Annotated in this window: 35 protein-coding genes and 1 pseudogene; 32 read left to right on the forward strand and 4 right to left on the reverse strand. The window is 43.7% G+C overall.

From position 1 onward, the window contains the following. Positions 1-42: 42 nt before the first annotated feature. From Phpb_RS14990 to Phpb_RS15005, 4 genes are all read right to left on the reverse strand, one after another. Positions 43-300, reverse strand: coding sequence for a transcriptional antitermination N peptide (locus Phpb_RS14990; protein WP_065391036.1), 258 nt, complete (start codon positions 298-300; stop codon positions 43-45). Positions 301-793: 493 nt separating this feature from the next. Continuing rightward, positions 794-1,096: a hemolysin XhlA gene (locus Phpb_RS14995; RefSeq protein WP_240492562.1), complete on the reverse strand. Its 303-nt coding sequence runs from the start codon at positions 1,094-1,096 to the stop codon at positions 794-796. After that, positions 1,089-1,427: a hypothetical protein gene (locus Phpb_RS15000; RefSeq protein ID WP_065391037.1), complete on the reverse strand. Its 339-nt coding sequence runs from the start codon at positions 1,425-1,427 to the stop codon at positions 1,089-1,091. The genes Phpb_RS14995 and Phpb_RS15000 overlap by 8 nt, the downstream gene beginning before the upstream one ends. Before the next feature lie 54 nt (positions 1,428-1,481). Then, positions 1,482-2,168: a LexA family transcriptional regulator gene (locus tag Phpb_RS15005; protein ID WP_065391038.1), complete on the reverse strand. Its 687-nt coding sequence runs from the start codon at positions 2,166-2,168 to the stop codon at positions 1,482-1,484. Positions 2,169-2,250: 82 nt separating this feature from the next. On the opposite strand from Phpb_RS15005, the gene Phpb_RS15010 reads away from it, so the two are divergent. The 32 genes and pseudogenes from Phpb_RS15010 to Phpb_RS15165 all read left to right on the forward strand — a co-directional run bounded on the left by Phpb_RS15010 (position 2,251) and on the right by Phpb_RS15165 (position 22,116). Further along, complete coding sequence (locus Phpb_RS15010; protein WP_065391039.1) at positions 2,251-2,475, forward strand: helix-turn-helix domain-containing protein; 225 nt, start codon at positions 2,251-2,253, stop codon at positions 2,473-2,475. Between the two features lie 137 nt (positions 2,476-2,612). Further along, positions 2,613-2,957, forward strand: a complete 345-nt coding sequence (locus tag Phpb_RS15015) for a hypothetical protein (protein ID WP_065391040.1) — start codon at positions 2,613-2,615, stop codon at positions 2,955-2,957. 104 nt (positions 2,958-3,061) lie between these two features. Next, the gene (locus Phpb_RS15020; RefSeq protein ID WP_065391102.1) at positions 3,062-3,979 is read left to right on the forward strand and encodes a replication protein; all 918 of its coding nucleotides are present in this window, start codon (positions 3,062-3,064) and stop codon (positions 3,977-3,979) included. After that, the gene (locus Phpb_RS15025; protein WP_065391041.1) at positions 3,976-4,680 is read left to right on the forward strand and encodes a replication protein P; all 705 of its coding nucleotides are present in this window, start codon (positions 3,976-3,978) and stop codon (positions 4,678-4,680) included. The genes Phpb_RS15020 and Phpb_RS15025 overlap by 4 nt, the downstream gene beginning before the upstream one ends. Position 4,681: 1 nt before the next feature. Then, positions 4,682-4,987, forward strand: coding sequence for a hypothetical protein (locus tag Phpb_RS15030; RefSeq protein WP_065391042.1), 306 nt, complete (start codon positions 4,682-4,684; stop codon positions 4,985-4,987). Beyond that, on the forward strand, positions 4,984-5,304 hold the full coding sequence (locus tag Phpb_RS15035; protein WP_065391043.1) for a phage protein NinX family protein: 321 nt from the start codon (positions 4,984-4,986) through the stop codon (positions 5,302-5,304). Before Phpb_RS15030 ends, Phpb_RS15035 begins: the two co-directional genes overlap by 4 nt. Beyond that, positions 5,297-5,497, forward strand: coding sequence for a hypothetical protein (locus Phpb_RS15040; protein ID WP_065391044.1), 201 nt, complete (start codon positions 5,297-5,299; stop codon positions 5,495-5,497). The genes Phpb_RS15035 and Phpb_RS15040 overlap by 8 nt, the downstream gene beginning before the upstream one ends. Continuing rightward, positions 5,498-5,821, forward strand: a complete 324-nt coding sequence (locus Phpb_RS15045) for a recombination protein NinB (RefSeq protein WP_065391045.1) — start codon at positions 5,498-5,500, stop codon at positions 5,819-5,821. Beyond that, positions 5,749-6,072 (forward strand): annotated as a pseudogene (locus Phpb_RS23890) (recombination protein NinG); the annotation flags it as partial. The gene Phpb_RS15045 and the pseudogene Phpb_RS23890, both read left to right, overlap by 73 nt. A 46-nt stretch (positions 6,073-6,118) precedes the next feature. Continuing rightward, entirely contained in the window at positions 6,119-6,331 is a 213-nt protein-coding gene (locus tag Phpb_RS15050; protein ID WP_046396672.1) for a hypothetical protein, read from the forward strand. A 13-nt stretch (positions 6,332-6,344) separates the two neighbouring features. Further along, on the forward strand, positions 6,345-6,731 hold the full coding sequence (locus tag Phpb_RS15055) for an antiterminator Q family protein (protein ID WP_065391046.1): 387 nt from the start codon (positions 6,345-6,347) through the stop codon (positions 6,729-6,731). A 266-nt stretch (positions 6,732-6,997) separates the two neighbouring features. Beyond that, entirely contained in the window at positions 6,998-7,315 is a 318-nt protein-coding gene (locus Phpb_RS15060; protein ID WP_065391047.1) for a phage holin, lambda family, read from the forward strand. Then, complete coding sequence (locus Phpb_RS15065; RefSeq protein ID WP_065391048.1) at positions 7,312-7,722, forward strand: structural protein; 411 nt, start codon at positions 7,312-7,314, stop codon at positions 7,720-7,722. The genes Phpb_RS15060 and Phpb_RS15065 overlap by 4 nt, the downstream gene beginning before the upstream one ends. Then, positions 7,719-8,168 carry a lysis protein gene (locus tag Phpb_RS24970; RefSeq protein WP_065391049.1) on the forward strand — a complete coding sequence of 150 codons (450 nt, stop codon included), beginning with the start codon at positions 7,719-7,721 and terminating at the stop codon, positions 8,166-8,168. Before Phpb_RS15065 ends, Phpb_RS24970 begins: the two co-directional genes overlap by 4 nt. A 173-nt stretch (positions 8,169-8,341) precedes the next feature. Next, positions 8,342-8,935 carry a Rha family transcriptional regulator gene (locus Phpb_RS15075; RefSeq protein ID WP_205634786.1) on the forward strand — a complete coding sequence of 198 codons (594 nt, stop codon included), beginning with the start codon at positions 8,342-8,344 and terminating at the stop codon, positions 8,933-8,935. A gap of 548 nt (positions 8,936-9,483) precedes the next feature. Continuing rightward, positions 9,484-10,083, forward strand: coding sequence for a terminase small subunit (locus tag Phpb_RS15085; RefSeq protein ID WP_065391051.1), 600 nt, complete (start codon positions 9,484-9,486; stop codon positions 10,081-10,083). Then, positions 10,037-11,551, forward strand: coding sequence for a phage terminase large subunit (terL, locus tag Phpb_RS15090; protein ID WP_082302596.1), 1,515 nt, complete (start codon positions 10,037-10,039; stop codon positions 11,549-11,551). Before Phpb_RS15085 ends, terL begins: the two co-directional genes overlap by 47 nt. Further along, positions 11,535-12,920: a DUF1073 domain-containing protein gene (locus Phpb_RS15095; protein ID WP_065391052.1), complete on the forward strand. Its 1,386-nt coding sequence runs from the start codon at positions 11,535-11,537 to the stop codon at positions 12,918-12,920. The genes terL and Phpb_RS15095 overlap by 17 nt, the downstream gene beginning before the upstream one ends. A gap of 67 nt (positions 12,921-12,987) precedes the next feature. After that, on the forward strand, positions 12,988-13,737 hold the full coding sequence (locus tag Phpb_RS15100; protein WP_065391053.1) for a phage minor head protein: 750 nt from the start codon (positions 12,988-12,990) through the stop codon (positions 13,735-13,737). A 17-nt stretch (positions 13,738-13,754) separates the two neighbouring features. Next, a complete protein-coding gene (locus Phpb_RS15105) occupies positions 13,755-14,951 on the forward strand; it encodes a DUF2213 domain-containing protein (protein ID WP_065391054.1) in 1,197 nt (398 codons plus the stop codon). Next, positions 14,951-15,478, forward strand: a complete 528-nt coding sequence (locus Phpb_RS15110; protein ID WP_065391055.1) for a structural cement protein Gp24 — start codon at positions 14,951-14,953, stop codon at positions 15,476-15,478. Before Phpb_RS15105 ends, Phpb_RS15110 begins: the two co-directional genes overlap by 1 nt. Then, positions 15,475-16,410 (forward strand): DUF2184 domain-containing protein, encoded by a 936-nt coding sequence (locus Phpb_RS15115; RefSeq protein ID WP_040154623.1) that lies wholly within the window; start codon positions 15,475-15,477, stop codon positions 16,408-16,410. The genes Phpb_RS15110 and Phpb_RS15115 overlap by 4 nt, the downstream gene beginning before the upstream one ends. Beyond that, complete coding sequence (locus Phpb_RS15120) at positions 16,410-16,754, forward strand: hypothetical protein (RefSeq protein WP_240492563.1); 345 nt, start codon at positions 16,410-16,412, stop codon at positions 16,752-16,754. Before Phpb_RS15115 ends, Phpb_RS15120 begins: the two co-directional genes overlap by 1 nt. A 25-nt stretch (positions 16,755-16,779) precedes the next feature. After that, complete coding sequence (locus Phpb_RS15125; protein ID WP_065391057.1) at positions 16,780-17,187, forward strand: DUF4054 domain-containing protein; 408 nt, start codon at positions 16,780-16,782, stop codon at positions 17,185-17,187. Beyond that, positions 17,184-17,768, forward strand: coding sequence for a hypothetical protein (locus Phpb_RS15130; protein WP_065391058.1), 585 nt, complete (start codon positions 17,184-17,186; stop codon positions 17,766-17,768). Before Phpb_RS15125 ends, Phpb_RS15130 begins: the two co-directional genes overlap by 4 nt. 2 nt (positions 17,769-17,770) lie before the next feature. Further along, entirely contained in the window at positions 17,771-18,190 is a 420-nt protein-coding gene (locus Phpb_RS15135) for a hypothetical protein (RefSeq protein ID WP_040154618.1), read from the forward strand. Beyond that, the gene (locus Phpb_RS15140) at positions 18,190-18,717 is read left to right on the forward strand and encodes a phage neck terminator protein (RefSeq protein WP_065391059.1); all 528 of its coding nucleotides are present in this window, start codon (positions 18,190-18,192) and stop codon (positions 18,715-18,717) included. The genes Phpb_RS15135 and Phpb_RS15140 overlap by 1 nt, the downstream gene beginning before the upstream one ends. An 8-nt stretch (positions 18,718-18,725) precedes the next feature. Continuing rightward, positions 18,726-19,880 carry a DUF3383 family protein gene (locus tag Phpb_RS15145; RefSeq protein ID WP_065391060.1) on the forward strand — a complete coding sequence of 385 codons (1,155 nt, stop codon included), beginning with the start codon at positions 18,726-18,728 and terminating at the stop codon, positions 19,878-19,880. A 3-nt stretch (positions 19,881-19,883) separates the two neighbouring features. Continuing rightward, positions 19,884-20,288 (forward strand): hypothetical protein, encoded by a 405-nt coding sequence (locus Phpb_RS15150; RefSeq protein WP_040154593.1) that lies wholly within the window; start codon positions 19,884-19,886, stop codon positions 20,286-20,288. 3 nt (positions 20,289-20,291) lie between these two features. Further along, positions 20,292-20,675 (forward strand): phage tail assembly chaperone, encoded by a 384-nt coding sequence (locus Phpb_RS15155; RefSeq protein ID WP_065391061.1) that lies wholly within the window; start codon positions 20,292-20,294, stop codon positions 20,673-20,675. Positions 20,676-21,021: 346 nt separating this feature from the next. Further along, a complete protein-coding gene (locus Phpb_RS15160) occupies positions 21,022-21,777 on the forward strand; it encodes a KilA-N domain-containing protein (protein ID WP_065391062.1) in 756 nt (251 codons plus the stop codon). 186 nt (positions 21,778-21,963) lie between these two features. Further along, positions 21,964-22,116 carry a type I toxin-antitoxin system Hok/Gef family toxin gene (locus Phpb_RS15165; protein ID WP_131817519.1) on the forward strand — a complete coding sequence of 51 codons (153 nt, stop codon included), beginning with the start codon at positions 21,964-21,966 and terminating at the stop codon, positions 22,114-22,116. Positions 22,117-22,133: the final 17 nt, after the last annotated feature.

Here is a 22,133-nt window from a genome sequence, read left to right on the forward strand (position 1 = left end):
TGCCAAAAATTTCCTGTTATTCCCAAGTGTGGCGAAATTCGCTCATTGTCTGGCTGTAATATTGCTACTTTTCTTGCCGACTGAATAAAGAAAAGTGTTGTGTAAACAACGGTTATTAAATGATTCCACTGTCTTATTTTGCGTGATAGCAGATAGCGAAATAGCCTTTAGTGTTTTTGTTGAACATCCCGTTAAAGCGGTGACGATCTTCCTTTCGAGCTTTCTGTTAGCTTCAATAAGATTTTGTTCTTCCATGCGTCGATTTTTGCGGCGTAATTTGCAACGCTGTTTTGCATTCATAAGAACCTCCGTTAATTAGCTTTGTTGTGATGTAATCGGGCCACAGTGTCACGCCACAACAAAGCTAACTTCGCTTTGGTCTACACCTTTCGGCATAGGGGACAGATTGTTAAAGAGCGAAAATTCCTTTTAGTTACCGCTTCCTGTCTTGTTACTGGTACTGCGTTGTTTCTTAGCACTTGCGAATCATCTACCTGTTCGTGCGCCGGTAGCGGCTACTTCGTGGGCTTTCCTTGCCTGTTCGTCTGTGTGCCTTTGATGTGATAATGATGAACTATTAGTACAATATTGTAAAGTACCAATAGTACAATTTTTTTGTTTGGATATGTACTTTTGGTTTATTTGATTGATTTTAAAGGAAATTTATTTTTTAAAAGTTTTTTCAAATGGAAAGTTGGCTTGAGAATAAGATATTAAATCTATTATCTTATTGATTTTGATGGAAGAGAGAGAATAAAAGCCACCCTAATCGGGTGGTGGGTGATATATGTCTTTAGAAGATAAGCTTTGCAATACCAATTGCTAGGCCAGTTATTCCTAACATTGTGGCAGCAATCCATTTGGTTTGAGTTGCAATAGATTGGTGAACCTCAATTCTCACAGATGCGATATCTTCCTTTGTTGCATAGTTAGCTTTCATAACTGCGAGATCGGTTTTGATGAAGTTCAGATCATCTTCAAGTTTTTTTACTCTAGCTTCAAGCATATCGCTACCTCCATCACCACCATTACCGCCAGAGTTGAAAGTTGGTAAATCACCCCTAAACGGAATTACATTATTTTTCGGTTCACTCATCACTATCTTCCTCAATGATAGCGGGATATTTTTGCTTTATCCACTCAAGAACCTGAACAGCATCTATAGTCATAGTATTCCCACATTTTTTACAAGCAACTAGAATATAAAAATTGTTTGCATTCTCATGATAGATGCTTTCTGCCTTAAACACATTCACATAAGTACCAAGTTTCATGTTTATTGGCATATTGCATCCCGCACTAACTTGTGGAACGCTAAGAGATGCATGACCACAAAGCATGCAATGTGGAGTAACTCCTTTTGAATCGAAATACTCACTTAATATTTCAGCGGTAATTAATTCAAAATCTTCATGTATTGAAGGCATCTATCCCCCTGATTGTTAAGGTAATGTTTTGATAATTAAATCAAATTATTTACATTAGATAATGTCATCATCATCAATATAACGCGTATTTTTTATAATAGCCGATACATAATGAATCATTGCCACATCATTCTTAGGAATTGTTATTGGTCGATGATCACTGTTTATACTTGAAAACTGATAATCGCCATTTCGTGTTATGTTCATAATTTTTATCATGTTATGACCATTGTTTGTTCTAACAAAAACTTCATCACCGGGATGAACCGGAGTATTCGGTTCAATAACAACAAATTCACCGGACTGTATACGGGGCCACATGCTATCGCCTTTTACTTTTAATCCGTACGCATCCCGATCGGAACTACAAATACGCAACCATCCCGCATGGAATTCAACCATATCTACAGCGCCATCAATGCCGAGAACAGCTTCGCCGACTACTCTAACAAGTCCATTTTTTAGTTTGCCGACATACTCTACTTTTCCTTGTTCATCTGTATTCTTTGCTATTCCTAGTTGAAGCCATGCCAAATCAACTCGCAAATAATCAGCGATACCTTTCATTGTGGCTTGTCTGGGAAGTGATTCAGCGTTAAGCCATTTGCTTGCTGCTTTTGGTGTAACTCCTAAAGCTTTTGCAAGGGCAACACCTCTCCCATGTTCATCTAAGCCGAATTTTTTGCAGGCCAGTGCAAGCCTATCGGCGAACTCTTTTCGCACTTTTTCTGTTTGTACCATAGGTTCAATAATAAACTACTTGCAAAAACTTTCAGTTCAATAATAATATGTACTAATAGTACAAATAAGGGATTGGAAAACGATGGACATCGGCATAGCAATAAAAGACATAGGTGTTTCTCATGTCGCTACTGCGTGTGGTGTTACGAAAAAAGCGGTTTACAAGTGGCTAGAAAAAGGCTCACTACCAAAAACCGAATTTTTCGAAAAAACAACTTACGCAATAACAATCGAAAAAATTTCTAAGGGCAAATATCTGGCTAAAGATCTTTTAGAAGCAAGCAAAAGAAATTTATTAGCCGAATAAACCGCGCGAGCCGGTATAGCTCGCCGCTCTTTAACAATCTGCCCCCTACGCTGCAAAGTGTAGATTCCCCACGAATCGGGGAGCGTAGCCCAGTTGTCGGGCTATAAATTTAATTTTAACTAAAGGAAATTTAACAGATGGATATTGCAAAAAGTATCAAAATCACTTGTAAGCCCGAAGCGCTAGAAAGTTTTTGGCTTCGATGCATTCTTGAATATGGAAATAACGAGTTTGCTAAAGAAATCGGGGTTCACCCATCAACATCAAGTCGAGATAAGAACCGAATATTTAAGCTGGCGTGTAAAGCTGCGGCTTTATTCGGTCTACCAGAGGGTAGCGTTGAGTTGCCAGAACAGCAATCAAAAATTGTGTTCGAGGGGGAGTATGCAGAGATGTTGATCCAGGCTTTAGAGCGAAAAGGAAAAGTGAAAAGAAAAGCCCCAACAGTTGAGGCTTCCGATCAAATCGAACTTTCAATATGAGTCATATGAGTCAAGCGGGGGAACTCTCACTTTCCCCTATACCACTAATACAGGTGAATTATGCCAAACAATCATTTTCTAATCAATCTGATATGGAGGTCAACATGAGTGTTGTTCAGCGTGTGGATTTCGCTAATAAACAACTTTTACCGGATAAACCGGAGGCAACAGTGGCTGATTTAGATAATGGCTACTTGCGGATCGCAAATCAGGTACAAGATGCATTATGCAGACTAGAAATATCGGGGCGTGAATGGCGTGTTCTGAATGCAATTATACGGCTAACGTGGGGATGGTCAAAGAAAGAAGATCGTATCACGAATAGTTTGATAGCAGATAAAACAGAGCTTTCAGTAAAGCACGTTTCCGAAGCTGTTTTATCACTTGAAGAGCGCCGCATTATCAGCTTAAGACGCATAGGGCAAACACGATATATCGGAATAAATACAGAACTTAATCAATGGGTTTACAAAAAACCGAAATGCAAATCATGCTTAAAAAATATTGCTTCACTGGAAGAGCAAATAACGTTTCGAATTGAAATTACCATCCCTGAAAACGGGGATAGTAAAAAAGGTGCCAAAACTATCCCTGGAAAAGAGGATAACCATCCCCGAAAACAGGGACAGGTATCCCCGAAAACAGGGAACACCAAAGACATTATTTCAAATACAGAAAACAATATTAAAACCCCTATAGTCTCCAAAAATAAAAAATCGAAATTTGATGCTAATCAGGTAGAGATACCTGAGTGGCTAAATCCGTCTGTCTGGCATGAATGGGTTTCGTACAGACAGCAAATAGGCAAGTCGATTAAGACCGTGCTTACAGTTACCAAAGCTTTCAACATCCTGAAAGAGTGTTTTGATGATGGGCATGATCCGGCTGACGTGATTAACACAAGCATAGCTAACGGGTGGCAGGGGCTATTCAAGCCAAAATATCCGGCTAAGAGGCCACTCGCAGAGCAATCAGGACCGCACTGGAATAACCGTGAAGAATGGGAGGAGGAATTTATATGACCAACCTTGCCAGAGTTATTCAAAATCGAGATGGGGCAGTATTGGCAAAGATGGCTGGAGCGGTGAAATCTCAGAATAAAGTTGTCAATGATGAAGCCGAAAAGCTGGTCGATGTTCTGTTTAAAAACCTTAAACAAGTCTTTCCCGCCGCTGTATCCACAACGTTTAGAGACCCAAGTGATGAAGTTGCTGCAAAGCGTCAGTGGATCGCTGCATTCGCTGAAAACGGCATTCGCACAAAAGAGCAACTGTCTGCGGGAATGCGCCATGCTCGCGCCAGTGAATCACCGTTCTGGCCGTCACCTGGTCAGTTTGTATCTTGGTGCAAGCAAGGCGGTATCAAGAACGCTGGCTTACCAGATGAGCCAGAGTTGTATGACATGGTGATGGACTACAGCGCAAAGCGTGGGTTGTACAGTTCTGCTGAGAATTTCCCGTGGCAGTCAAACGCTTGCTACTGGATTGTCACTAGATTGTATTCACAGATGCGCGGACTGAATTTAACTGAATCAGAGCTACGTAAGCGTTGCAGCAATGAATTAATTGCTATGTCGCGCAGAATGGAATTAGGGGAGCAAATACCCGCGCCAGTTAAGCAGATCCCAAAGTTGCACATACCGACTAACAAAGAACGGGCGTTAAATCATCTCGCCGAAATCAGACGGAAATTCAATTTAAATTCACACCGTAAGGATTTTTGATATGAAAACATCAACATTTAAACAGTTAGAAAGAAAATGGAGAGAGCAGTCTGTCGCAATAAGTAAGAGAGAATTCAACGCAGCTACAAAAGATGCTCAATCAAGAATGCTATTTGAGCATTACAAGGCACCACATAGAAAAGCAAAAAAACATTTTAGGATACCAAATGTAGTTAGAAAAATGCACAAAATAGAATGGAAATATGGAAACCTATTCACCATTCAAGGTATGAAATTAATAAAGCCAAATAGAGTCGTAGTATTTGGAAATTCAGGGAAACCCAAGCAAATAAAGGAGTTGATATGAAAATCAAAACGAGTGAACTGACAGGCCGTGCGCTAGATTATGCAGTTGCTATTTGTGATGGTTGGAGTGCTGATTATTTAAATAAGAATCCTGATGCCATACCAGCGTATTCTACAGAATGGAGTGAATGCGGCCCGTTGATAGATGAATATTACATCAGCGTTATTGAGCGAGTAGATTACTGGGTAGCTGACAGACCGGGGTTTGGAGTGGCAAAAGGCAGTACAGCAAAAGAAGCAATATGTCGCGCAATGATAACTGAGCTTGATGATGTAGAAATTCCCGATGAAATTTTAACAGGCGATGAATATGAGTGAAGAAAGAACATTTCTACAGTGTAAATGTGGCGGCAAAGCTATCAATTGCTGGGTGCTGCGTGATTATAACGATGAAAGTAAAGGCAGGTGGCATTATCATAAATGCTTGCGCTGTCAAAATGAAGGTAAACATTATTTCACATTGGAAGAATCAGAGGCTGCATGGAATAAGAAAGTAAATAATGGGGGATAAATGGAAGCTGATTTTTGTTTTCACGAATCGAATAAATCTCAGGCATGGGAAATATTGAAAGAAACTCTTCAAACGAAACAGCCGCATCGAATTACTATTAAGCCTTGGAAGAATAAACGCTCATTATCTCAAAATTCATTGTTATGGATGTGGAATTCCGATGTGTCTGAAGCGGTAAATAAATATTCGGAAATCAAGCTAAGCAATGAAGAAATACATGAGTATTTCAAGGATATGTTTTGTCCGGTGAAAGAGATAAAGACCAGCCGTGTATTAGTTGTGGGCGATTTCATGATGGGCAATATCACGCAGGGCATTATCTAACAATTAAGGCTCATCCAGAGCTGAGATTTGATGAAGATAACGTTCATAAGCAATGCGCCCCGTGTAATAATCATTTATCAGGAAATATAGTTAATTATAAACCCCGGTTGATTGAGAAAATTGGTCAAGAGAGGTTTGACAGATTAACGTCTCATCATGAGTTACCGAAATGGAAACGAGAGGACTACATTCTGATCCGTGATGAATATCGAGCAAAGCTTAAGAAATTACTAGAAACATTCCAGGCTTAATTATTCTTATCATAAATACAAATCTCTCTGTGATATAGGGGGTTAAATGACAATCTTCACTGATATTGAAGCAGCAATTGAAGAGGCCCGGTTCTTGCGACATGAAACAAAGCATCATCATGTTGTCACTCAAAAACGTAATGGAACTCTTACAGTCAGACAAGAAGTAGGAATAAATAAAGAGAGTCGTCTACGTAAAGTATATAGCACTCGTTACGATTGCCGCATAGCAACAGTATTACCGAATTGCAAAAAATAGCTGGGAGAAATGTATGCGTGATATTCAATTAGTATTAGAACGCTGGGGCGCTTGGACGGCTGATAATAGAGAAGATGTCTATTGGTCTCCTATTGCTGCTGGATTTAAAGGACTCATACCCAGCAAAGTTAAATCGCGGCCACAGTGCTGTGAAGATGACGCTATTGTTATTTCTAGCTGTATGGCAAAGCTGAATCAGAAGAATAGTGATATTCATGATTTGTTATTTGAATACTACGTGTTTGGTAAAACATTCATGCAATTAGCTTATGAGTATAAATGCTCTGACGGCCACATCGGTAAAAAATTACAAAAAGCGGAGGGTGTTGTTGAAGGAATGTTGATAATGCTAGATGTAGAACTGGAAATGGATAAATATGTTCAAAAAATTGCAGCCTAATTTAATAAAAGAGTTTACGTACGTAAAAAACTGAATATTATGATAAGAGTGATAGCTATGTCACACAGCTTATCGAATTAACAAGCCTCGTTTCCTGCGGGGTTTTTTCATATATAAAGCCCACATCCCCCGTTCTCAGATAAATTTAGCATCTGTCTAATGGCTGATGTGGCACCAATTCCAGGCTGCGCATGGCGTGGCCTTTTTCTTTTCACGCCCGACATCTGCCGGGGACAATTTCCCCAAGTCGGGGGTGGAATATGAAGATGAAAAATAATCCTGATTTATGGGCCGAATTGATAGAAGGCTTAAAACATTCGTGGCCGCAAGTATCTGGCACGGCAGCCGCAATATTGATTTGTTGGGGGCGTCTGATTTATGACGGAGTGGAATGTAAAAACAAATGGGCTGAATGTTTGTTATGTGGCGTTCTGTCATGGGCGATATCCAGTGGTATTGAGGCATTCGGAATTTCATCCAGTGTATCCCCCATGATAGGCGGCGCTGTAGGGTTTATCGGTGTTGATAAAATCAGAGAAATGGCTATTCGTGCCATTAACAAACGCATTGGTGATGACAAATGACCAGAGGCATACGAAACAACAATCCCGGTAATATCGACTATAACCGTTTCAACGACTGGAAGGGGCAGTTACCTTATGATCCAAAGATTGAATCGCGTTTCTGTCGGTTTGATGTCCCTGAATATGGCATTCGAGCGCTGTTCAAGCTACTGCAAAACTACCAATGCAAGCACAATCTGAACACAGTCAAAGAGATTATCAATCGTTACGCCCCACCCCATGAGAACAATACGGAAAACTACATCCAGTTCGCAGCTAAAAAGGTGGGTGTATCTGCGGATGATCGGATATCCACCCAAGACAAGATAACCCTGTTCGCTTTAGCTGAGGGCATTATCAAGATGGAGAACGCTAATCAGCAGCCGTATTCAGAGGAAACGTTCGAACGGGCGTTTGAGATGCTATGAAGTTAAGTCCGCACTTTTTGTCTCTCGGACTTGCAATGTTAAGTATCTTGCTGATTTTTTACTACCACGGTAAGTACACCGAGCAGCTTAACAAGGCAGTCCAGCTACAGAGTGAGTTGCTGGAGCAGCAGAATGAAATCGTTAATCAGCAGGAGCGGATAAGGCTCCTGTCTGAACTGGATAATCAGCATACAAAGGAGCTTGCTCATGCGAAATCTGAAATTGATGTGCTTCGCAACGATGTTGCCGCTGGTCATCGCCGGTTGCGCATCGCGGCCACCTGTAATCAAGGCAAAGCCGGTTCCTCCTCCGGCATGGATGATGCAGCCAGCCCCAGATTGGAGGACTCCGCTATCAGGGATTATTTCACTCTCACCGAAAGAGTAACAACAATGCAGGCACAACTAGAGGGCTTGCAGGACTACATCAAAACTCAGTGTCAGTAACAGCCTCGCTTCAAGCGGGGTTTTTTATATCTGAATTTCACCGCGCACTAGCATGCGCCAATCCCAACCAAGAGTTTATAGAAATAGAGTCTGAGAAATGTCGTTATAGGTGGCGACCTTCTTGGGGCGATATTTCTATGCTAGCAGGCTCTAATTTCTATAGGTATACGCAAATGAACGCATTAATAGTCAAAACCCATTCATCTGTAACCGAAGCTCCAACAATGACCAGCCTTGAAATGGTTGATTACATCAATGCCGAGAGGAAGGCCAAAGCAGAGGCGGAAGGATTAGCATTTCCATGCGAAAAATACAGGAAACTGGAACATCGTAGCTTTATGAAGAAAGTGCCAAAAGTATTAGGAGAGGCAGCTGAAAAATTTTTTGCAGTTGACTTTTATACTAATGGCACAGGTGGTCAGGTTGAACGTGGTATTTACCGCTTCCCCAAGCGTGAATCCTGTTTGATGGCAATGAGCTACAGCTATGAGTTGCAAGCTCAAGTATTCGATCACATGACGGAACTTGAGGTTAAGTCTGGATTTGGGTTTACCATCCAGCAACTGCAACACATGCTTGTTCTGGCAAAAAGGGCGTCTGATGAAGATTCATCTGATGCAGGCCGCAGACTAAGAAAGCGACAAGATGACCTGGTTACTCTCAATAAAGCTGAAAGGATGATCAATGATATTAGTCAGATGGCTCTCGGTTTGGTTGGGGGAGGAGCAAAGAAGGTTGCACATGAACCACGAGCAATTCATCGCTAAGAACATCCAAGCCGAGTTAACCAGACTTGGCTTTTCTTCATCTATATCAAACATGGCAAGTGACAAAGCGGTGGACTATTACCGCCGCAGTTCGTCAGCGAGCAGAAAGGGCAAGATGTACGATGACTGTCTGCATATTGCTAAGGCATGGGCGAGTAAATACAGTTCAGTTAAGCCGTCCCTAAAGTGAGGACATCGGAGAAATCAATGAGATATCTATCAGACTTAGATCCCGTTGTTCAAGTTGAAGTTCTCAGACTTGCGCATGACTACACGAAGATACAACGAGAAGTTTTATTAAAAAACAAGCTCGTGCCGAGTAATGAACCGAAATGGTATCGAGAAACGTTAGATGAAGCCGTAAAATGTATGCTTGCGTTATATCAATCAGCGGGTGAAGACAAGTAACTAACTCAGAGCATTCTGCTGATAGAGTGCTCGATAGTAGTGATTCAATCCGAGACGGTATTTAAAATGCCGGGGATTTATCAAACCGGAAAGTAGAAAGTTCTGATTACAACTGTTTCAATTTTATTTAAGGGAAAGAGATGGCACTCACAGACAAGCAGGAAATGTTTTGTCGCGAGTACCTCGTCGATTTGAATGCGACTCAAGCGGCTATTCGTGCGGGGTACAGTGAAAAAACTGCAAACCGCATTGGCTCTGAAAACCTGTCAAAACTTGACATTCAAAAACGGATTTCAGAACTAAAGTCAGATCGTAATGAAGTGGTTAAAGTCGATGCTGAATATGTGCTTCGTCGCTTAGTCGAAATCGACAAAATGGACGTACTAGACATCATTGATGACGATATGAGCTTAAAGTCGGTACATGAGTGGCCGACAACATGGCGACGTTACCTTAGCGGCTTTGACTTAGCAGAGATGTTTGAGGGGCGAGGCGATGATAGAGAAATTGTCGGCATTCTTAAAAAAATCAAATGGCCGGACAAAGTTAAAAATCTTGAGTTGCTTGGTAAGCATGTAAGCGTTCAAGCGTTCCGTGAGAATGTTAAGACCGAGCTGACGGGTAAAGATGGCGGGCCGATACAAATTGACTTAACGGATGAACAACTTGATGAAAGGCTAAAGGAGTTCGGATATGGCCGCCGCTCAAGTCAGCTTAATGAGAAACTTACAGACTCTTGAAGCATACAGACGAAGGGCTATAGAGAAAGCCCGATCATCTCTGATGGATTTCACGCTCTATACAAATTCTCAGTATGAAATGGGCTGGTTTAATGAGTTACTTTGTTTAGAGCTCGATCAGTTTCTGAGTGATGTCGAGAACGGCAAGATGCCGAGGCTGATGATATTTGCGCCCCCGCGTTCGGGGAAGAGCGAATTAGCATCTCGTCGACTGCCTGCTTATGGGTTAGGAAAACATCCGACATGGCACATCATATCTTGTTCATACTCGTCAGATCTGGCTAATCGCATGTCACGCGACACGCAGCGCATTATCGATACAGAAAAATATCAAGATGTATTTCCGAACACTCGGCTCAATGGCACAAATATTAGGACACTGGGGGGTGGGGCAATTCGTACAGCCGAGTTGTGGGAAGTACTGGATGCAAAAGGTCAATTGCATGGTGGTTCTTATCGCGCTGCGGGTGTGAATGGCGGTATCACCGGGCAAGGGATGAATATCGGTATCATTGATGACCCGGCGAAAGATTATAAAACAGCATCATCCCCGGTCTATCAAGAAGCGGTCATGGACTGGTATGACACCACGTTCTTTACTCGTGCTGACCCGAAACTAAACGGCATCGTGATTATTCTTACGCGCTGGCATCAGAATGACTTAGCAGGCCAATTACTCAAGCTAGCAGATGAAGGCGGCGAGTCATGGCGCGTGGTCAGCTTTCCAATGGAAGCAGAGAAGGAAGAGATCCACGCCCTGAACGGCAAAACGTACAATTTGAGAAAGCCGGGTGAAATCCTGTTCCCCGAGCGTATGCCACAGGATTTCGTCGATAAATGTAAACAACGGGGTTCGTTGGTCTGGAATGCCTTATATCAGCAACGTCCAACCGCAAAAGGCGGCGGCTTAATCAAATCAGAGTGGTTCAAAGAGTATACGGTCTTACCTCCGTTGAAATGGCGCGTCATTTATGCTGATACAGCGCAAAAAATAAAAGAAGTGAACGACTTCTCTGTTTTTGAACATTGGGGACTTGGTGAAGATGGACGCTTGTATTTGATAGATCTAATCCGTGGAAAATGGGAATCGGATGAATTGAAACGGCGTGCAGTCGCTTTTTGGCACAAATCAAAACATAGGGATAAAAGTCCGCTTAGATACATGGCAGTGGAAGATAAATCATCAGGTACCGGGTTAATACAGAGTATACGCAAGGATGCTACTTGCCCGATAAAAGCTATACAACGTAATAAAGATAAGTTCACGCGATTAATGGATACACAAGGATGGATTGAATCTGGATATATCTACATTCCATCAAAAGCAGATTGGGTGAGCGACTTCCTTGTTGAAATGGAAGGGATTAATACTGAATTCAATACACATGATGACCAGTTAGATCCGATGATGGATGCAATAGAAAATGAATTAATTAATGGGACCGTCAGCTATGACAAATGGGCTTAATCAATTAGATTTTGGCGGTAAGCCACGCATTCGCCTGACTGCTGATGGCATCACGAATGTCATGACAGGAATGGGTACATTACGTGACAGGCGTATGTACAATCGTTTCATGTTCGGAATGATGCAAGATTTTGCTGAGTTAGAAGCAGCTTATATTGAGAACTGGATAGCTCGCTCGATTATCGACATCCCGGTCGATGATGCCACACGCGAATGGCGCTCATTTTCATCTGATGAGGCTACAGCTATTCGTAATGCCGAGAAATTATTTAATGTCAAAGAGGTAACTCAGGAAGCGTTTAAGTGGGCCGGGGTTTACGGTGGCGCGGGCGTATTACTGATAACAGATCAGCCATTTGATAGACCGCTAGAGTTAGACAGAATCAAAAAAGGTTCGCTTAAGCGTCTGTTAGTACTTGACCGTATGTTTATTAACGGTCAGCAATATAATGTGACAAATCCATTGTCAGAAAATTATATGCAGCCCGACTACTATGTTGTGAATGGCGGTACACAGCAAATTCATTACAGTCATTTTATTAAAGCACCAGGCGCGGCGTTACCCATGCGCTTGCGTATGATTAATGGCGGTTGGGATGATAGTAGGCTGAGGCGTTGCATGGAAGACGTCAAAGATGCTGCTTCTGCAAAAGGTGGTATCGCATCTCTGATTCAAGAAGCCAATATTGACACTATTAATCGTGATGGTTTGTCTACTGACCTATCGTCTGGTGACATGGATGATGCAATAGCAAAACGTTATAACACATTTGGCATGATGAAATCTCTGTTCAGAATTGCATTGCTGGATTCAAGCGAAGTGCTGGACAGAAAACAAATCTCATTTGGCGGACTTGCTGAGGTGTTATATGTCTTGATGGAATGGACTTCCGGCGCAACGGGTATCCCGATGACGAGGCTCTTTGGTATACAAGCAAAGGGATTGGGTGATTCTGGGCAGGGAGATCAAAACAACTATTTCAATAACATAAAAGGTGATCAAGAAACCGAATACAGGCCATTTCTAGAAAAAATTGATGAAGTGCTGATTCGTTCAACGCTGGGCACATATCCCGATGGGCTGGATTTTTCTTTCGCACCGCTTACGCAGCCATCTGATACAGAGATATCCGCACAACGACTGGCTGATGCTCAGGCTGATGATATTCGTTTAAATCAGAGAGTGGTCAAGCCGTCACAAGTCGCACGTAAACTAATGGAGCAAGGGGTTTATGGTATTGAAGAGGAAGATATTACCCGACTTGCTGACGACGAAGAAGCAGAGCGGGCCGGTGATTATCAGTTCAAGCTTGGAGACCTTGCAGGATCTGATAAAGAAAACACCGGTCAGGCGCAGAGCGTCAATTAGACCTATTAGGCCGTCTGACAAAACCGAACGTTATTACTGTGCACAATTACGTGAAATAGTTAGACAGATGGCGCAAGCGGTCGATGAGGCGCTAACGCCAGTTCTCAGGCGCAGTTATACTGCTGACAGCTATCTCACTGACATTATCAAAGAGGCCATCAGACAAGCATCAGAGTTGTTTTTCAATTCAGCATTTGGACAACAGACAGAACGATTAGCGCAACGTGTTGTCAGTCGGGCCGAATCGGAAAGTTCCGAAGCCTTTGTTGAGCAAATTAACCGGGCTATCGGTATTGATATGACCGGATTAATGGTCAATGAATCCCTCGTTGATTATTTTGATGCATCAGTTGAGAGTAATGTTGCTTTAATCAAATCACTGTCATCTGATTATTTTGATGATATTCAACGCGAAGTGATGGACGGCATTTTGCGCGGTGACTCATTGACTAACATTGTTCGAAATATTCAGTCAGTGACCGGGGCGACATATAAGCGAGCGCGTCTAATAGCTAGTGACCAAACGCTAAAAATACACAGTGATATTACACGCAAGCGCCAGCAATCCGCCGGTATTGATCGTTTTCGTTGGGACACCTCACAAGACCAGCGAGTAAGCGGCAATCCGGCTGGTAAATATCCCAATGCAAAAATTAAATGTTTCATGATAGCCCGCGCTGATGCCGGATATGGCCGGGGCATTTATCTTTGGTCACGTGGCGCAAGCTATGCGGGTGAAACAGGGCTATTCCCCGGCCGGGCACATGTTAAATGTCGCTGTAATGGCACCCCATTAATCAAAGGTCTTGATTACTAATTAAATAGGATTATTACATGCGGATTACTGTATGTGACCGCGTGACCTTTCCAGTTACATCCCAACGAGAAATTACTCCCGAGGGTTATTTAAAAGTCCCAGGGCGGGTTGCGCGTGTCGGTATTCAACAATATCTAGCTTCCGAACTGGGATTGACGGACAGGCCACCCGGTCAAATTGTTAATGTTTACCGCCCCCCAGAAGAAGTTTTTTCACCTGAAAGCCTGGCGAGTTATGACAATGTAGATATCACAGTCGATCATCCCGATGACTTGGTGGACTCCACTACATTCAAAAGAGTTACAGCAGGACACGCAATATCACCGGGGCGGCAAGACGGTGATTATGTTGTGGTCGATTTGCTGATTAAAGATCAGTATGCGATCGACGCAATAAACGGAGGTAAGGCGGAATTATCCGCAGGATACACATCTGAATATGAAAAGTCGTCTGGCGCTTCACCAGACGGGGCACCCTACGAATTTATTCAACGCGATATCACTATTAATCACATAGCGCTATGTGACCGGGCAAGAGCCGGACATCGTGCGCGATTATTTGACCATAAACCACCCACCGGAGTAACACCCATGTTTAAAGTTGTACTCGATTCTGGCGTACACGCAACGGTCACTGATGAAGCAACTCAGCAGTTGATCCAATCCACTATTGATGGACTGAAAAAACGTGTTAAAGACGCAGAGGAAGAAAAAGAAAAGGCCGAAGCTGCTAAGGATGAGGCAGAAAAGGAAAAAGAAGAGGCAGAAGCTAAAGCCGACGCTAAAGACGATGAAATCGAGGAGTTAAAGGAAAAAACCTCTGAGGATTCAATCTCTAAGCGTATCGCTGATGTCATGTCTGCGCGTGATGCTGCAATGAAAATTGCGGGCACAGGTTTTAACTTTGATTCAACTGATCCATTGAAAATCAAACGTGCGGCACTTGATGCCGCAGGTATTAAATGTCGCAAATACACTGCATGGGATAAAGCCCCGGACACATACGTTTCAGCTTATTTTGATGCAGAAGAAGAGCGTCGGGAAGGTGAGGACGACGAAGAGACCGAAGAAGAAAAACAACAGGCTAATGATTCGCTGAAAAATTTCAGCCGTGACATGCGCAAAACAAAGACGACTGACGCCCAGTCTATGCGCGACAGCGCTCGGCAAGAGTGGATGGATAAACGTTATGGTAAACAACCGGAGAAAAAGTAATGGCTATTGCTCAAAATAATTTTACGCTGTTTCGTGGTAAGGCGTATGAAGGGCAGGTTTCAACGATTGATGTTTATGAAGCAATTTCTCGCCGCGTGGAAACTGCCTTGATCCCATTTGGCCGTGCGGTAGTGCGTGGCACTAAAGAACGTTCATGCGCCCCGGTATCTGCAACAACCACAGCCGACCAGGTTATCGGTTTCACTATTCGCACATTAGCAGAATTTAGCAACAGCATGCCGACGAATCCGCCGAATTATCAGGTCGGCTATGACATCAATCATATCGCGTCTGTACTTCATCGTGGGCCAATGCATGTGCTTTGCGTTGATGGCGCTGAGGCAGGACAAGTTGTTAGTGTCATTTTGAAAGAAGGGGCAGATCAAGGCCGTCTGACTACAGGAATGGGGGCCGGTCTACTGGTGTTAAATCAAGTGAGGTGGGTAGATAACGTGAAAGCGGGTGAGATGGGTGAAATTCGCGTTGATGGCATTCTGAATGTCTATGTAAAGGGAAATAATTCATGAGAAAAAGTGTTTTTGACGTCAGCCCAGTGGCTGCATTGTCTTTTCTGGTTCAGCAAGCGGCTTATATTGAGTCCGAAATCTATCGTATGGAATACCCGCAGTTCAAATACAATACACTGTTACCTCTTGACGATAGCGCACCGGACTGGATAAAGGTCGTAGCTTTCCGCTCGATAGATGCACGCGGTGAATTGCAGGTATTTGGGCCAAACTCTACTGATGTCCCTACTGTAGACATTGCCATGAGTCAAGGTTTCCAAGAAATTAAAATGGCGGCGTTGGGTTATACCTACACGCTGGAAGAAATTGGCTTCGCCATGCAGAACAATATCAGTCTTGATGCTGAGCGCGGGCAAGCGGTGCGTGATGTGGTAGAGCAAGGGCTGAATAAGATCTACTTGCTCGGCCATGATGACATTGGAGAGGGACTTTACACTAGCAAAAATGTGTCAACAGAGGCAGCAAAAGCCACACTGCAAGCATTGATTGCTGATATACCAACTAAGGGAACGCAGCCAGTTATTGACTTTTTCGGTGCGGCGTATAGTCAGGTTTACTTAAGCAATACGATGACAGTTCATCGTCCGAATACTTTTGTATTACCACCAACGCAAATGCAGTTGCTGATGCGCACGCTGTTATCAACTCAGAACGCCTCAAATGTCACGTTGCTTGAGTTTTTGCGTACCAATTTCCGGGATATGGATTTTGATGATGACATTTTACTTAACGGTACCGGGGCAGGCGGCAAAGATCGCATGGCCGTGTACAAGAAGGATAAGCGAGTTGTTAAAGGCCATGATGTGATGCCAATGCGCTTTCTGGCTCCTGCTACTGCCGATAACATTAACTTCAAAGTCCCTGCGCTTTTACGTACCGGTGGCACTGAGTGGCGTATTCCCAAAGCTGGGCATTATGTTGATGGGGTGTAATGATGAATGAGTTAACTAACTTACACACGTCGCCGCTAACAGTGACAGATGCAAACGGTAAACGAATCACTATCCCCGTAGGGCATTCCGTTCTTGCTGATGGTGATTTCATTGATCACTTGTTTCATCAGGCTGGGATGATGCGTGTAGAGGTATTGGATACCCATGACGCTGATACTGATGACAAGGATATTGGCGCACTGCGGGAGGAGTATGAAACTCTGATAGGTAAGAAAGCTCCCGCAGCAGCAAAGGCATCTACATTGCAAAAGGCCATTGACGATAAGCGTGAAGAAATACAGCAAGCGTCCCGGTCAGAAAATGCCGATAACCCGTCAATCTGACGGGTTTTTGCTTTAAGGGGGAGAGATGGAAATTACAGCGCAAATCGTGACTGATTTTCGTGAGTACTACCCGGAGTTCAGTAACGTTGAAGAATGGTCTGATAAAAGTGTTATTCAGGCGCTTGAAGAGGGCGATTCAGAAACAGGTAAACGCTGGTTGAAATACAATGCTCGTCCTGCATCTATCAAAAAACGCGGTATGTTTGCATTCGCTGCTCATCAGTTGGTGATGCGTAAGCGTGCCACGAATGGAGATGTGGGGGCGGCTTATGCTATTTCATCTAAATCAGTTGGTGACGAGTCAACATCATTTGCTGTTCCTTCTATCACTTCTGATGAGTTAATCATCAATGGCAATCTTCCGTTAACTTCTTACGGCCTTGAATTTCTTCGATTAAGGCGACGGGCGGGAACTGGGGGAATGATGATATGAAGCTGAATGCAGAAGTCCGGGGCGGAAATAAACTGGCGCAGAAATTGCGCCAAATTCATGATCGGGTGACATCTAAGCGTCGGGTGCTAGTGGGACTGCCTGCCGGTTCTGGTGAGCAAGATGGTACCCCCTTAGTTGTTATCGGGGCAGTGAATGAGTTTGGCGCAACAATTCAACATCCGGGTGGTACGAGCTACGGCTACAAGGATGAAAAATCTGCCAAGGATGGAAAAGTTCGTTTTTTGAAAAATGGACAAGGATTACTTCAAATGGGTGTCACTGGGCCGCACACAATCAACATACCTGAACGCTCATTTCTTCGTGTCCCAATTCGGCAGAATCAGGACAACATCAAGAAAGCTTTTATGAAACTGACAAAACAAGTCACTCGTGGCGATATAACAGCATTCCAGATGTTAGATCAAATCGGTGCAAAAGTTGCCGGATATTGCAAAGAAGCCATTTCAGCCGGTATTGAACCGGCAAACGCAAAATCAACAGTGAAAGCCAAAGGATCATCTACTCCGTTGATTGATGACGGTATCTTGAGAGCCGCTATCACCCATGTTGTAGAGGATTAATCATGTTCGGCAATGGTCTGGATATGCATGGGCATATCGATTCAACATTTAATTCTCCTATTGCTGGTGGTGTGCGACTTATCCGCGCCGGACGTGGTGATTATACCGGGCCGGGTGGAACGTGGCAGGAAGGAGAATCACAGGTAATTCCCCTCACTCTTGTTAACGTTCAGCCAGCTTCATGGAAAGATATTCAGACACTTATTGGTATGGGGGGGACGGCTAATCCACAAGATGTGCGGTCGGTGCATATCAATGACGGTGTTAATTATATTTGGCCTGATGACGACGGTAAATTTGCCGATTTGCTGGAATTCAGTGACGGATTGGCAATGCGTAAATGGCGCGTTCTGTCTTGCGACAATCGGCCCTGGCGTAATTTTTGCCGTGCGGTTGTTGAACGATATCGGGGAATAGGCTGATGGAAACCCTGGAAGAGTTACATAGTGTATTTCAGTCATTGCTAAAACTGGCATCCGGTGTTGACGCAGTGATCTTGGCTGACCAAGGCAGAACACCGCCGAAATCATTATATGTCACTTATAAACCTACTCCCATCCGAGCATATGGACAAACAAGAAGGAAACGGGTATTTGCACCGGCTATTGAGGAGTTTGACCCATCATTAGGAAATAACTGGCAAGATTTGCAAGAAGTTGCTTATACATCAATGGAATTCATGGTGTCGGTGAATTTTCTCAATGAGGGCGCGGATAGTGCGATTATGCGGTTGCATAATGCAAATTTCCAGACTCCTGTCAGCGAATTCTTATATCGCAACAAAATAGCCTGGCGCTACGTGAGTAATTGCCGAAATCTGACAGGAATATTGCAAGCCGGTATCCAACCCCGCTGGCAGGCAGACATTCATCTGTTTATCGAACAAACCGTATCCTACTCCCTGTTGCGGGCAGCCGGATTCAAAATTGAAATTAATGATGAGAGGTAAGTATTCTCATGTCTTATTCTGTAGACAATATTATTCCTGTCAATCTGCTACTTACCCCCGCAGGGCTTGGGTACGCGGATTTTTCAAGCGCCATGATATTTGCCGATGCAACGGATTTGGTTGATAAGGTTAAATTCGAAGCGGGTACATTCCGAGACTACAATTCAACGTCAGGTATTGCGGCAGATTTTAAAACTGACAGCGATATCTATCGCATTGCTACCCGCTATTTCGCCAATATTCCCAAGCCACCACAGATTACAGTCTGGATGAAAAACCCGACTGAATCGCTTGTTGAAAACATGAATAGCGCGGCAGATGCACTGTGGCGGTATCACTACTTCTTTAAAAATACTGACGTAACCAAAGAATCAGCGATTTCAATCGCTGACTGGGCGGATGCTAATGGTCATCCAGTTTGGTTAACATTCAGTGATGAAGGGATCGTAGACCCGAATATTAAAGATGACGTGATATCTGTGCTAAAAAGCAAAGGTAACAGGCATGTGTTTGCTGGTTATAAATCTCCGTCATCAGTGAAGACAGACCCGACCCAAGCGTATGCAATGATCCAGCTAGCTGCGGCATTTCATAAATTCCGTCCTGCGGGTATTAACACCGCTATTACCGGGGAATTTCAAGTGCTGCCCGGTGTTATCGGTGATGATTTAAAAACCAGCGCATACAATGCATTGAAAGCCAAAAATAGCGTCTTTTTCACACAGATTGAATTGACAGGTCAGACAGATAACAGCCGGGTGATTAACAGTAAATCTATGTCGTCATACGGCGAGTTCATTGATGATGTGGTCAATCTGGATGTGCTGAAAAATTATATTCAGGTGGATGGTTATAACTATATTGCCGGAGCAGGCTCTAAACGTGCGCTCACCCCGCGCGATTACGGCGGATTGCTGACGACAATTTCCGATACTTGTAAGCGGTTTTATAACAACGGCGTACTGGGAACGGGTTCCTATGTTGATCCTGATGATGGCAAAACGAAAGTGGCGCAGTTCGGTTTTATACTCCGCTCTAAACCCGAAGATGTGCTTAATTTGACATCATCACAGCGCAAACAGCGTCAATATCCGTCTACCTCTCTTCTTGTCATTCTGGCCCGCGCCGGTCATGTGGCCGAAATTAATATTAACGTGGAGTAATTTATGTCTATGCAAAGATACGGCGCTGACGGTGCTAACCTAACCGTATTTGGTATCCCCATTGATGATTTTGGTGATACTGACCCGCCAATCACTATTGAAGACCTGGAGCCGCGAGCAACATTAAAACGCGGCATTGGTAAAACCTCAGTCCGTCTTGATAACCCAACCCGCCCCAAGCGTCTGACGATTAATTTAATTCCAGGCTCTGAACAGGCCCGTCAAATTATTGCTGTAGAAAAAACAAAGGTAGATGCCACATTCTCGTTTTTTCAGACGGGAACGGCGGAAACTATTCTCGGATTTGATGGGATTTTAGTTAACCGGGGTTCGACTACCCGCGCCGGTAAAACCGGTGTGAGTGATGAACAATTTATATTTGAATTTGCAGACTCAGAGGAAACCTAATTAATGGGCAGAAAAATTGAAGTTGAAATTAATGGCACTATTTTTAGCGGTGCAACAGCGTCAGCTAAAGACCAGCTTGAGATGTTACAGATTGCAGCGAAGGAGGGAATACTGCCAGCCATGAGTGACAGTTCAACTGAAATGGGGTTGGCCGTAAGTCTGGCAACAGCCGATACATTATCATTGAATCGGTTAAAGGAACTTTGCATCAAGAACGGTAAGATCGTGCGTGATGCCGATAATGTGCCAGTTGCTGAAAATTTATTCCAGGATGAAGTACAGAATTACCTTGTCTTGCTTGGCAAGGTCTTGAAGGAGAATATTGGCCCTTTCTGGCAGCTCAGCGCAGGGAGCGAAAACGGCGCAGAAGTAGCACAGAATCAATAAACCCCGCGATTAATTGGTTTCTCTGGCGTCCCTGTACGGGGGCCGGTGATGCCTGTCCGCCGCTGGCTAAATGGTCTGACATGCTGGATGGCACTTATACCATTGATGATGTGCAAGCCATGCACGCAGTCATGGACGATTTAGTCGATAGTATGGAACGTGCACTCAGTCACAACACCTAACGCCCTGACATTCGTCGGGGTTTTTTATGTGCTTCACACGCACGAATCAAATAAAGCCCAGAACCTTTTCACAAATGCACCCTTGAGGACTGCCAGTGGTTGGCTGCCTTCTGGGGCTGGTATTCCTGTGTGACAAGGGTTCATTTTTGAGCAGGTAATAAGCCATGAATAATATCTTTCCAATGGAGTATGAAAAACAGTTATTCCCATTCAGTAATGCATGTTGGGCTAATGCCACAGTGGCAGCCAAGCACTTTGGCAAATTGACAAAGGACTGGCTGAAATTAGGTTCAACTAAGAATTACATTAGGGAAGTTGGTCAAGAGCTTGATATTGAAGCGTATAATTCTAAAGGGGAGATTTCTCCTCTTTTAGTTAACGTAGAAAAAGGCCGTAACGGTGGAACATGGATTCACCCTGAACTGGTCATTGAGTTTGCTCGTTGGCTCTCTCCTAAATTTGCCCGGGCATGTGATAGACATATTAAAAACATGTTGATATCACAGAACCGAACACTGACCGAAGATCAGATTATCAATCTGCTCATCCATCAAGAGCCGACGACATGGGAAAAACGGTTCCAAGAGCCTTATTATCAGGCGTTATCGAGAATGACAGGCTTACCTTATTTTGGTCATGTAGGTGGTACTCCATCACTGTTTGGTGCGATCACATCCAAGTGGGTATACCAGGTTGTATTGCCAGATGTTGTTTATGCCGAAGCGAAAGAAGCTGCTAAAGGTAGCGGGGAGAAGATCCATCAATATCTTAAGCCAGAGGCATCAAAGCTGGTGGAAGAACAATTGAAAGCCGTAACAATGCTGGCTAACGGTTGCGCTGACTATAAAGATTTTGAGTCTCGTTGTATGGCGGCATTTGGGGTAAAAGGACAGTTAAAACTGATTTATCCAGCCGCGTGATTGATATGGATATATACATTTCACTTTGGTATATTCTGGGCGGGCGCTTGAGACTATCTGTCTCTGGCGTGCTGGAGCAGATAGAAGAAAGCCCCATCCGACTATAAATCGAAATGAGGCCAATTCTTTATGCTTCGCAACATAAGATTAGCCTCTTACGTGCCAGAAGGCAAGAGGACGCTAACCATGAAACAGCAAAAAACAGCGATATTTATCGCTATCGTTATCTGCATTGCCGCCTTAGCGGCTGTACTTATCACGAGAAAAGACCTCTGTGAGGTTCGCATCCGAAGCGGCCAAACGGAAGTTGCTGTTTTCATGGATTACGAACCCAAGTAAGAGCAACGGCGGGGGTT

Origin of the sequence: Photorhabdus namnaonensis, assembly GCF_001684335.1 — a bacterium.
GTDB classification, from domain to species: Bacteria; Pseudomonadota; Gammaproteobacteria; order Enterobacterales; family Enterobacteriaceae; genus Photorhabdus; species Photorhabdus namnaonensis.

Bases quoted from the DNA above. Each gene is read 5' to 3' on its own strand.
- Phpb_RS14990 (WP_065391036.1), bottom strand. From the start codon at position 300: ATGAATGCAAAACAGCGTTGCAAATTACGCCGCAAAAATCGACGCATG.
- Phpb_RS14995 (WP_240492562.1), bottom strand. From the start codon at position 1,096: ATGAGTGAACCGAAAAATAATGTAATTCCGTTTAGGGGTGATTTACCA.
- Phpb_RS15000 (WP_065391037.1), bottom strand. From the start codon at position 1,427: ATGCCTTCAATACATGAAGATTTTGAATTAATTACCGCTGAAATATTA.
- Phpb_RS15005 (WP_065391038.1), bottom strand. From the start codon at position 2,168: ATGGTACAAACAGAAAAAGTGCGAAAAGAGTTCGCCGATAGGCTTGCA.
- Phpb_RS15010 (WP_065391039.1), top strand. From the start codon at position 2,251: ATGGACATCGGCATAGCAATAAAAGACATAGGTGTTTCTCATGTCGCT.
- Phpb_RS15015 (WP_065391040.1), top strand. From the start codon at position 2,613: ATGGATATTGCAAAAAGTATCAAAATCACTTGTAAGCCCGAAGCGCTA.
- Phpb_RS15020 (WP_065391102.1), top strand. From the start codon at position 3,062: ATGAGTGTTGTTCAGCGTGTGGATTTCGCTAATAAACAACTTTTACCG.
- Phpb_RS15025 (WP_065391041.1), top strand. From the start codon at position 3,976: ATGACCAACCTTGCCAGAGTTATTCAAAATCGAGATGGGGCAGTATTG.
- Phpb_RS15030 (WP_065391042.1), top strand. From the start codon at position 4,682: ATGAAAACATCAACATTTAAACAGTTAGAAAGAAAATGGAGAGAGCAG.
- Phpb_RS15035 (WP_065391043.1), top strand. From the start codon at position 4,984: ATGAAAATCAAAACGAGTGAACTGACAGGCCGTGCGCTAGATTATGCA.
- Phpb_RS15040 (WP_065391044.1), top strand. From the start codon at position 5,297: ATGAGTGAAGAAAGAACATTTCTACAGTGTAAATGTGGCGGCAAAGCT.
- Phpb_RS15045 (WP_065391045.1), top strand. From the start codon at position 5,498: ATGGAAGCTGATTTTTGTTTTCACGAATCGAATAAATCTCAGGCATGG.
- Phpb_RS15050 (WP_046396672.1), top strand. From the start codon at position 6,119: ATGACAATCTTCACTGATATTGAAGCAGCAATTGAAGAGGCCCGGTTC.
- Phpb_RS15055 (WP_065391046.1), top strand. From the start codon at position 6,345: ATGCGTGATATTCAATTAGTATTAGAACGCTGGGGCGCTTGGACGGCT.
- Phpb_RS15060 (WP_065391047.1), top strand. From the start codon at position 6,998: ATGAAAAATAATCCTGATTTATGGGCCGAATTGATAGAAGGCTTAAAA.
- Phpb_RS15065 (WP_065391048.1), top strand. From the start codon at position 7,312: ATGACCAGAGGCATACGAAACAACAATCCCGGTAATATCGACTATAAC.
- Phpb_RS24970 (WP_065391049.1), top strand. From the start codon at position 7,719: ATGAAGTTAAGTCCGCACTTTTTGTCTCTCGGACTTGCAATGTTAAGT.
- Phpb_RS15075 (WP_205634786.1), top strand. From the start codon at position 8,342: ATGAACGCATTAATAGTCAAAACCCATTCATCTGTAACCGAAGCTCCA.
- Phpb_RS15085 (WP_065391051.1), top strand. From the start codon at position 9,484: ATGGCACTCACAGACAAGCAGGAAATGTTTTGTCGCGAGTACCTCGTC.
- terL (WP_082302596.1), top strand. From the start codon at position 10,037: ATGGCCGCCGCTCAAGTCAGCTTAATGAGAAACTTACAGACTCTTGAA.
- Phpb_RS15095 (WP_065391052.1), top strand. From the start codon at position 11,535: ATGACAAATGGGCTTAATCAATTAGATTTTGGCGGTAAGCCACGCATT.
- Phpb_RS15100 (WP_065391053.1), top strand. From the start codon at position 12,988: ATGGCGCAAGCGGTCGATGAGGCGCTAACGCCAGTTCTCAGGCGCAGT.
- Phpb_RS15105 (WP_065391054.1), top strand. From the start codon at position 13,755: ATGCGGATTACTGTATGTGACCGCGTGACCTTTCCAGTTACATCCCAA.
- Phpb_RS15110 (WP_065391055.1), top strand. From the start codon at position 14,951: ATGGCTATTGCTCAAAATAATTTTACGCTGTTTCGTGGTAAGGCGTAT.
- Phpb_RS15115 (WP_040154623.1), top strand. From the start codon at position 15,475: ATGAGAAAAAGTGTTTTTGACGTCAGCCCAGTGGCTGCATTGTCTTTT.
- Phpb_RS15120 (WP_240492563.1), top strand. From the start codon at position 16,410: ATGATGAATGAGTTAACTAACTTACACACGTCGCCGCTAACAGTGACA.
- Phpb_RS15125 (WP_065391057.1), top strand. From the start codon at position 16,780: ATGGAAATTACAGCGCAAATCGTGACTGATTTTCGTGAGTACTACCCG.
- Phpb_RS15130 (WP_065391058.1), top strand. From the start codon at position 17,184: ATGAAGCTGAATGCAGAAGTCCGGGGCGGAAATAAACTGGCGCAGAAA.
- Phpb_RS15135 (WP_040154618.1), top strand. From the start codon at position 17,771: ATGTTCGGCAATGGTCTGGATATGCATGGGCATATCGATTCAACATTT.
- Phpb_RS15140 (WP_065391059.1), top strand. From the start codon at position 18,190: ATGGAAACCCTGGAAGAGTTACATAGTGTATTTCAGTCATTGCTAAAA.
- Phpb_RS15145 (WP_065391060.1), top strand. From the start codon at position 18,726: ATGTCTTATTCTGTAGACAATATTATTCCTGTCAATCTGCTACTTACC.
- Phpb_RS15150 (WP_040154593.1), top strand. From the start codon at position 19,884: ATGTCTATGCAAAGATACGGCGCTGACGGTGCTAACCTAACCGTATTT.
- Phpb_RS15155 (WP_065391061.1), top strand. From the start codon at position 20,292: ATGGGCAGAAAAATTGAAGTTGAAATTAATGGCACTATTTTTAGCGGT.
- Phpb_RS15160 (WP_065391062.1), top strand. From the start codon at position 21,022: ATGAATAATATCTTTCCAATGGAGTATGAAAAACAGTTATTCCCATTC.
- Phpb_RS15165 (WP_131817519.1), top strand. From the start codon at position 21,964: ATGAAACAGCAAAAAACAGCGATATTTATCGCTATCGTTATCTGCATT.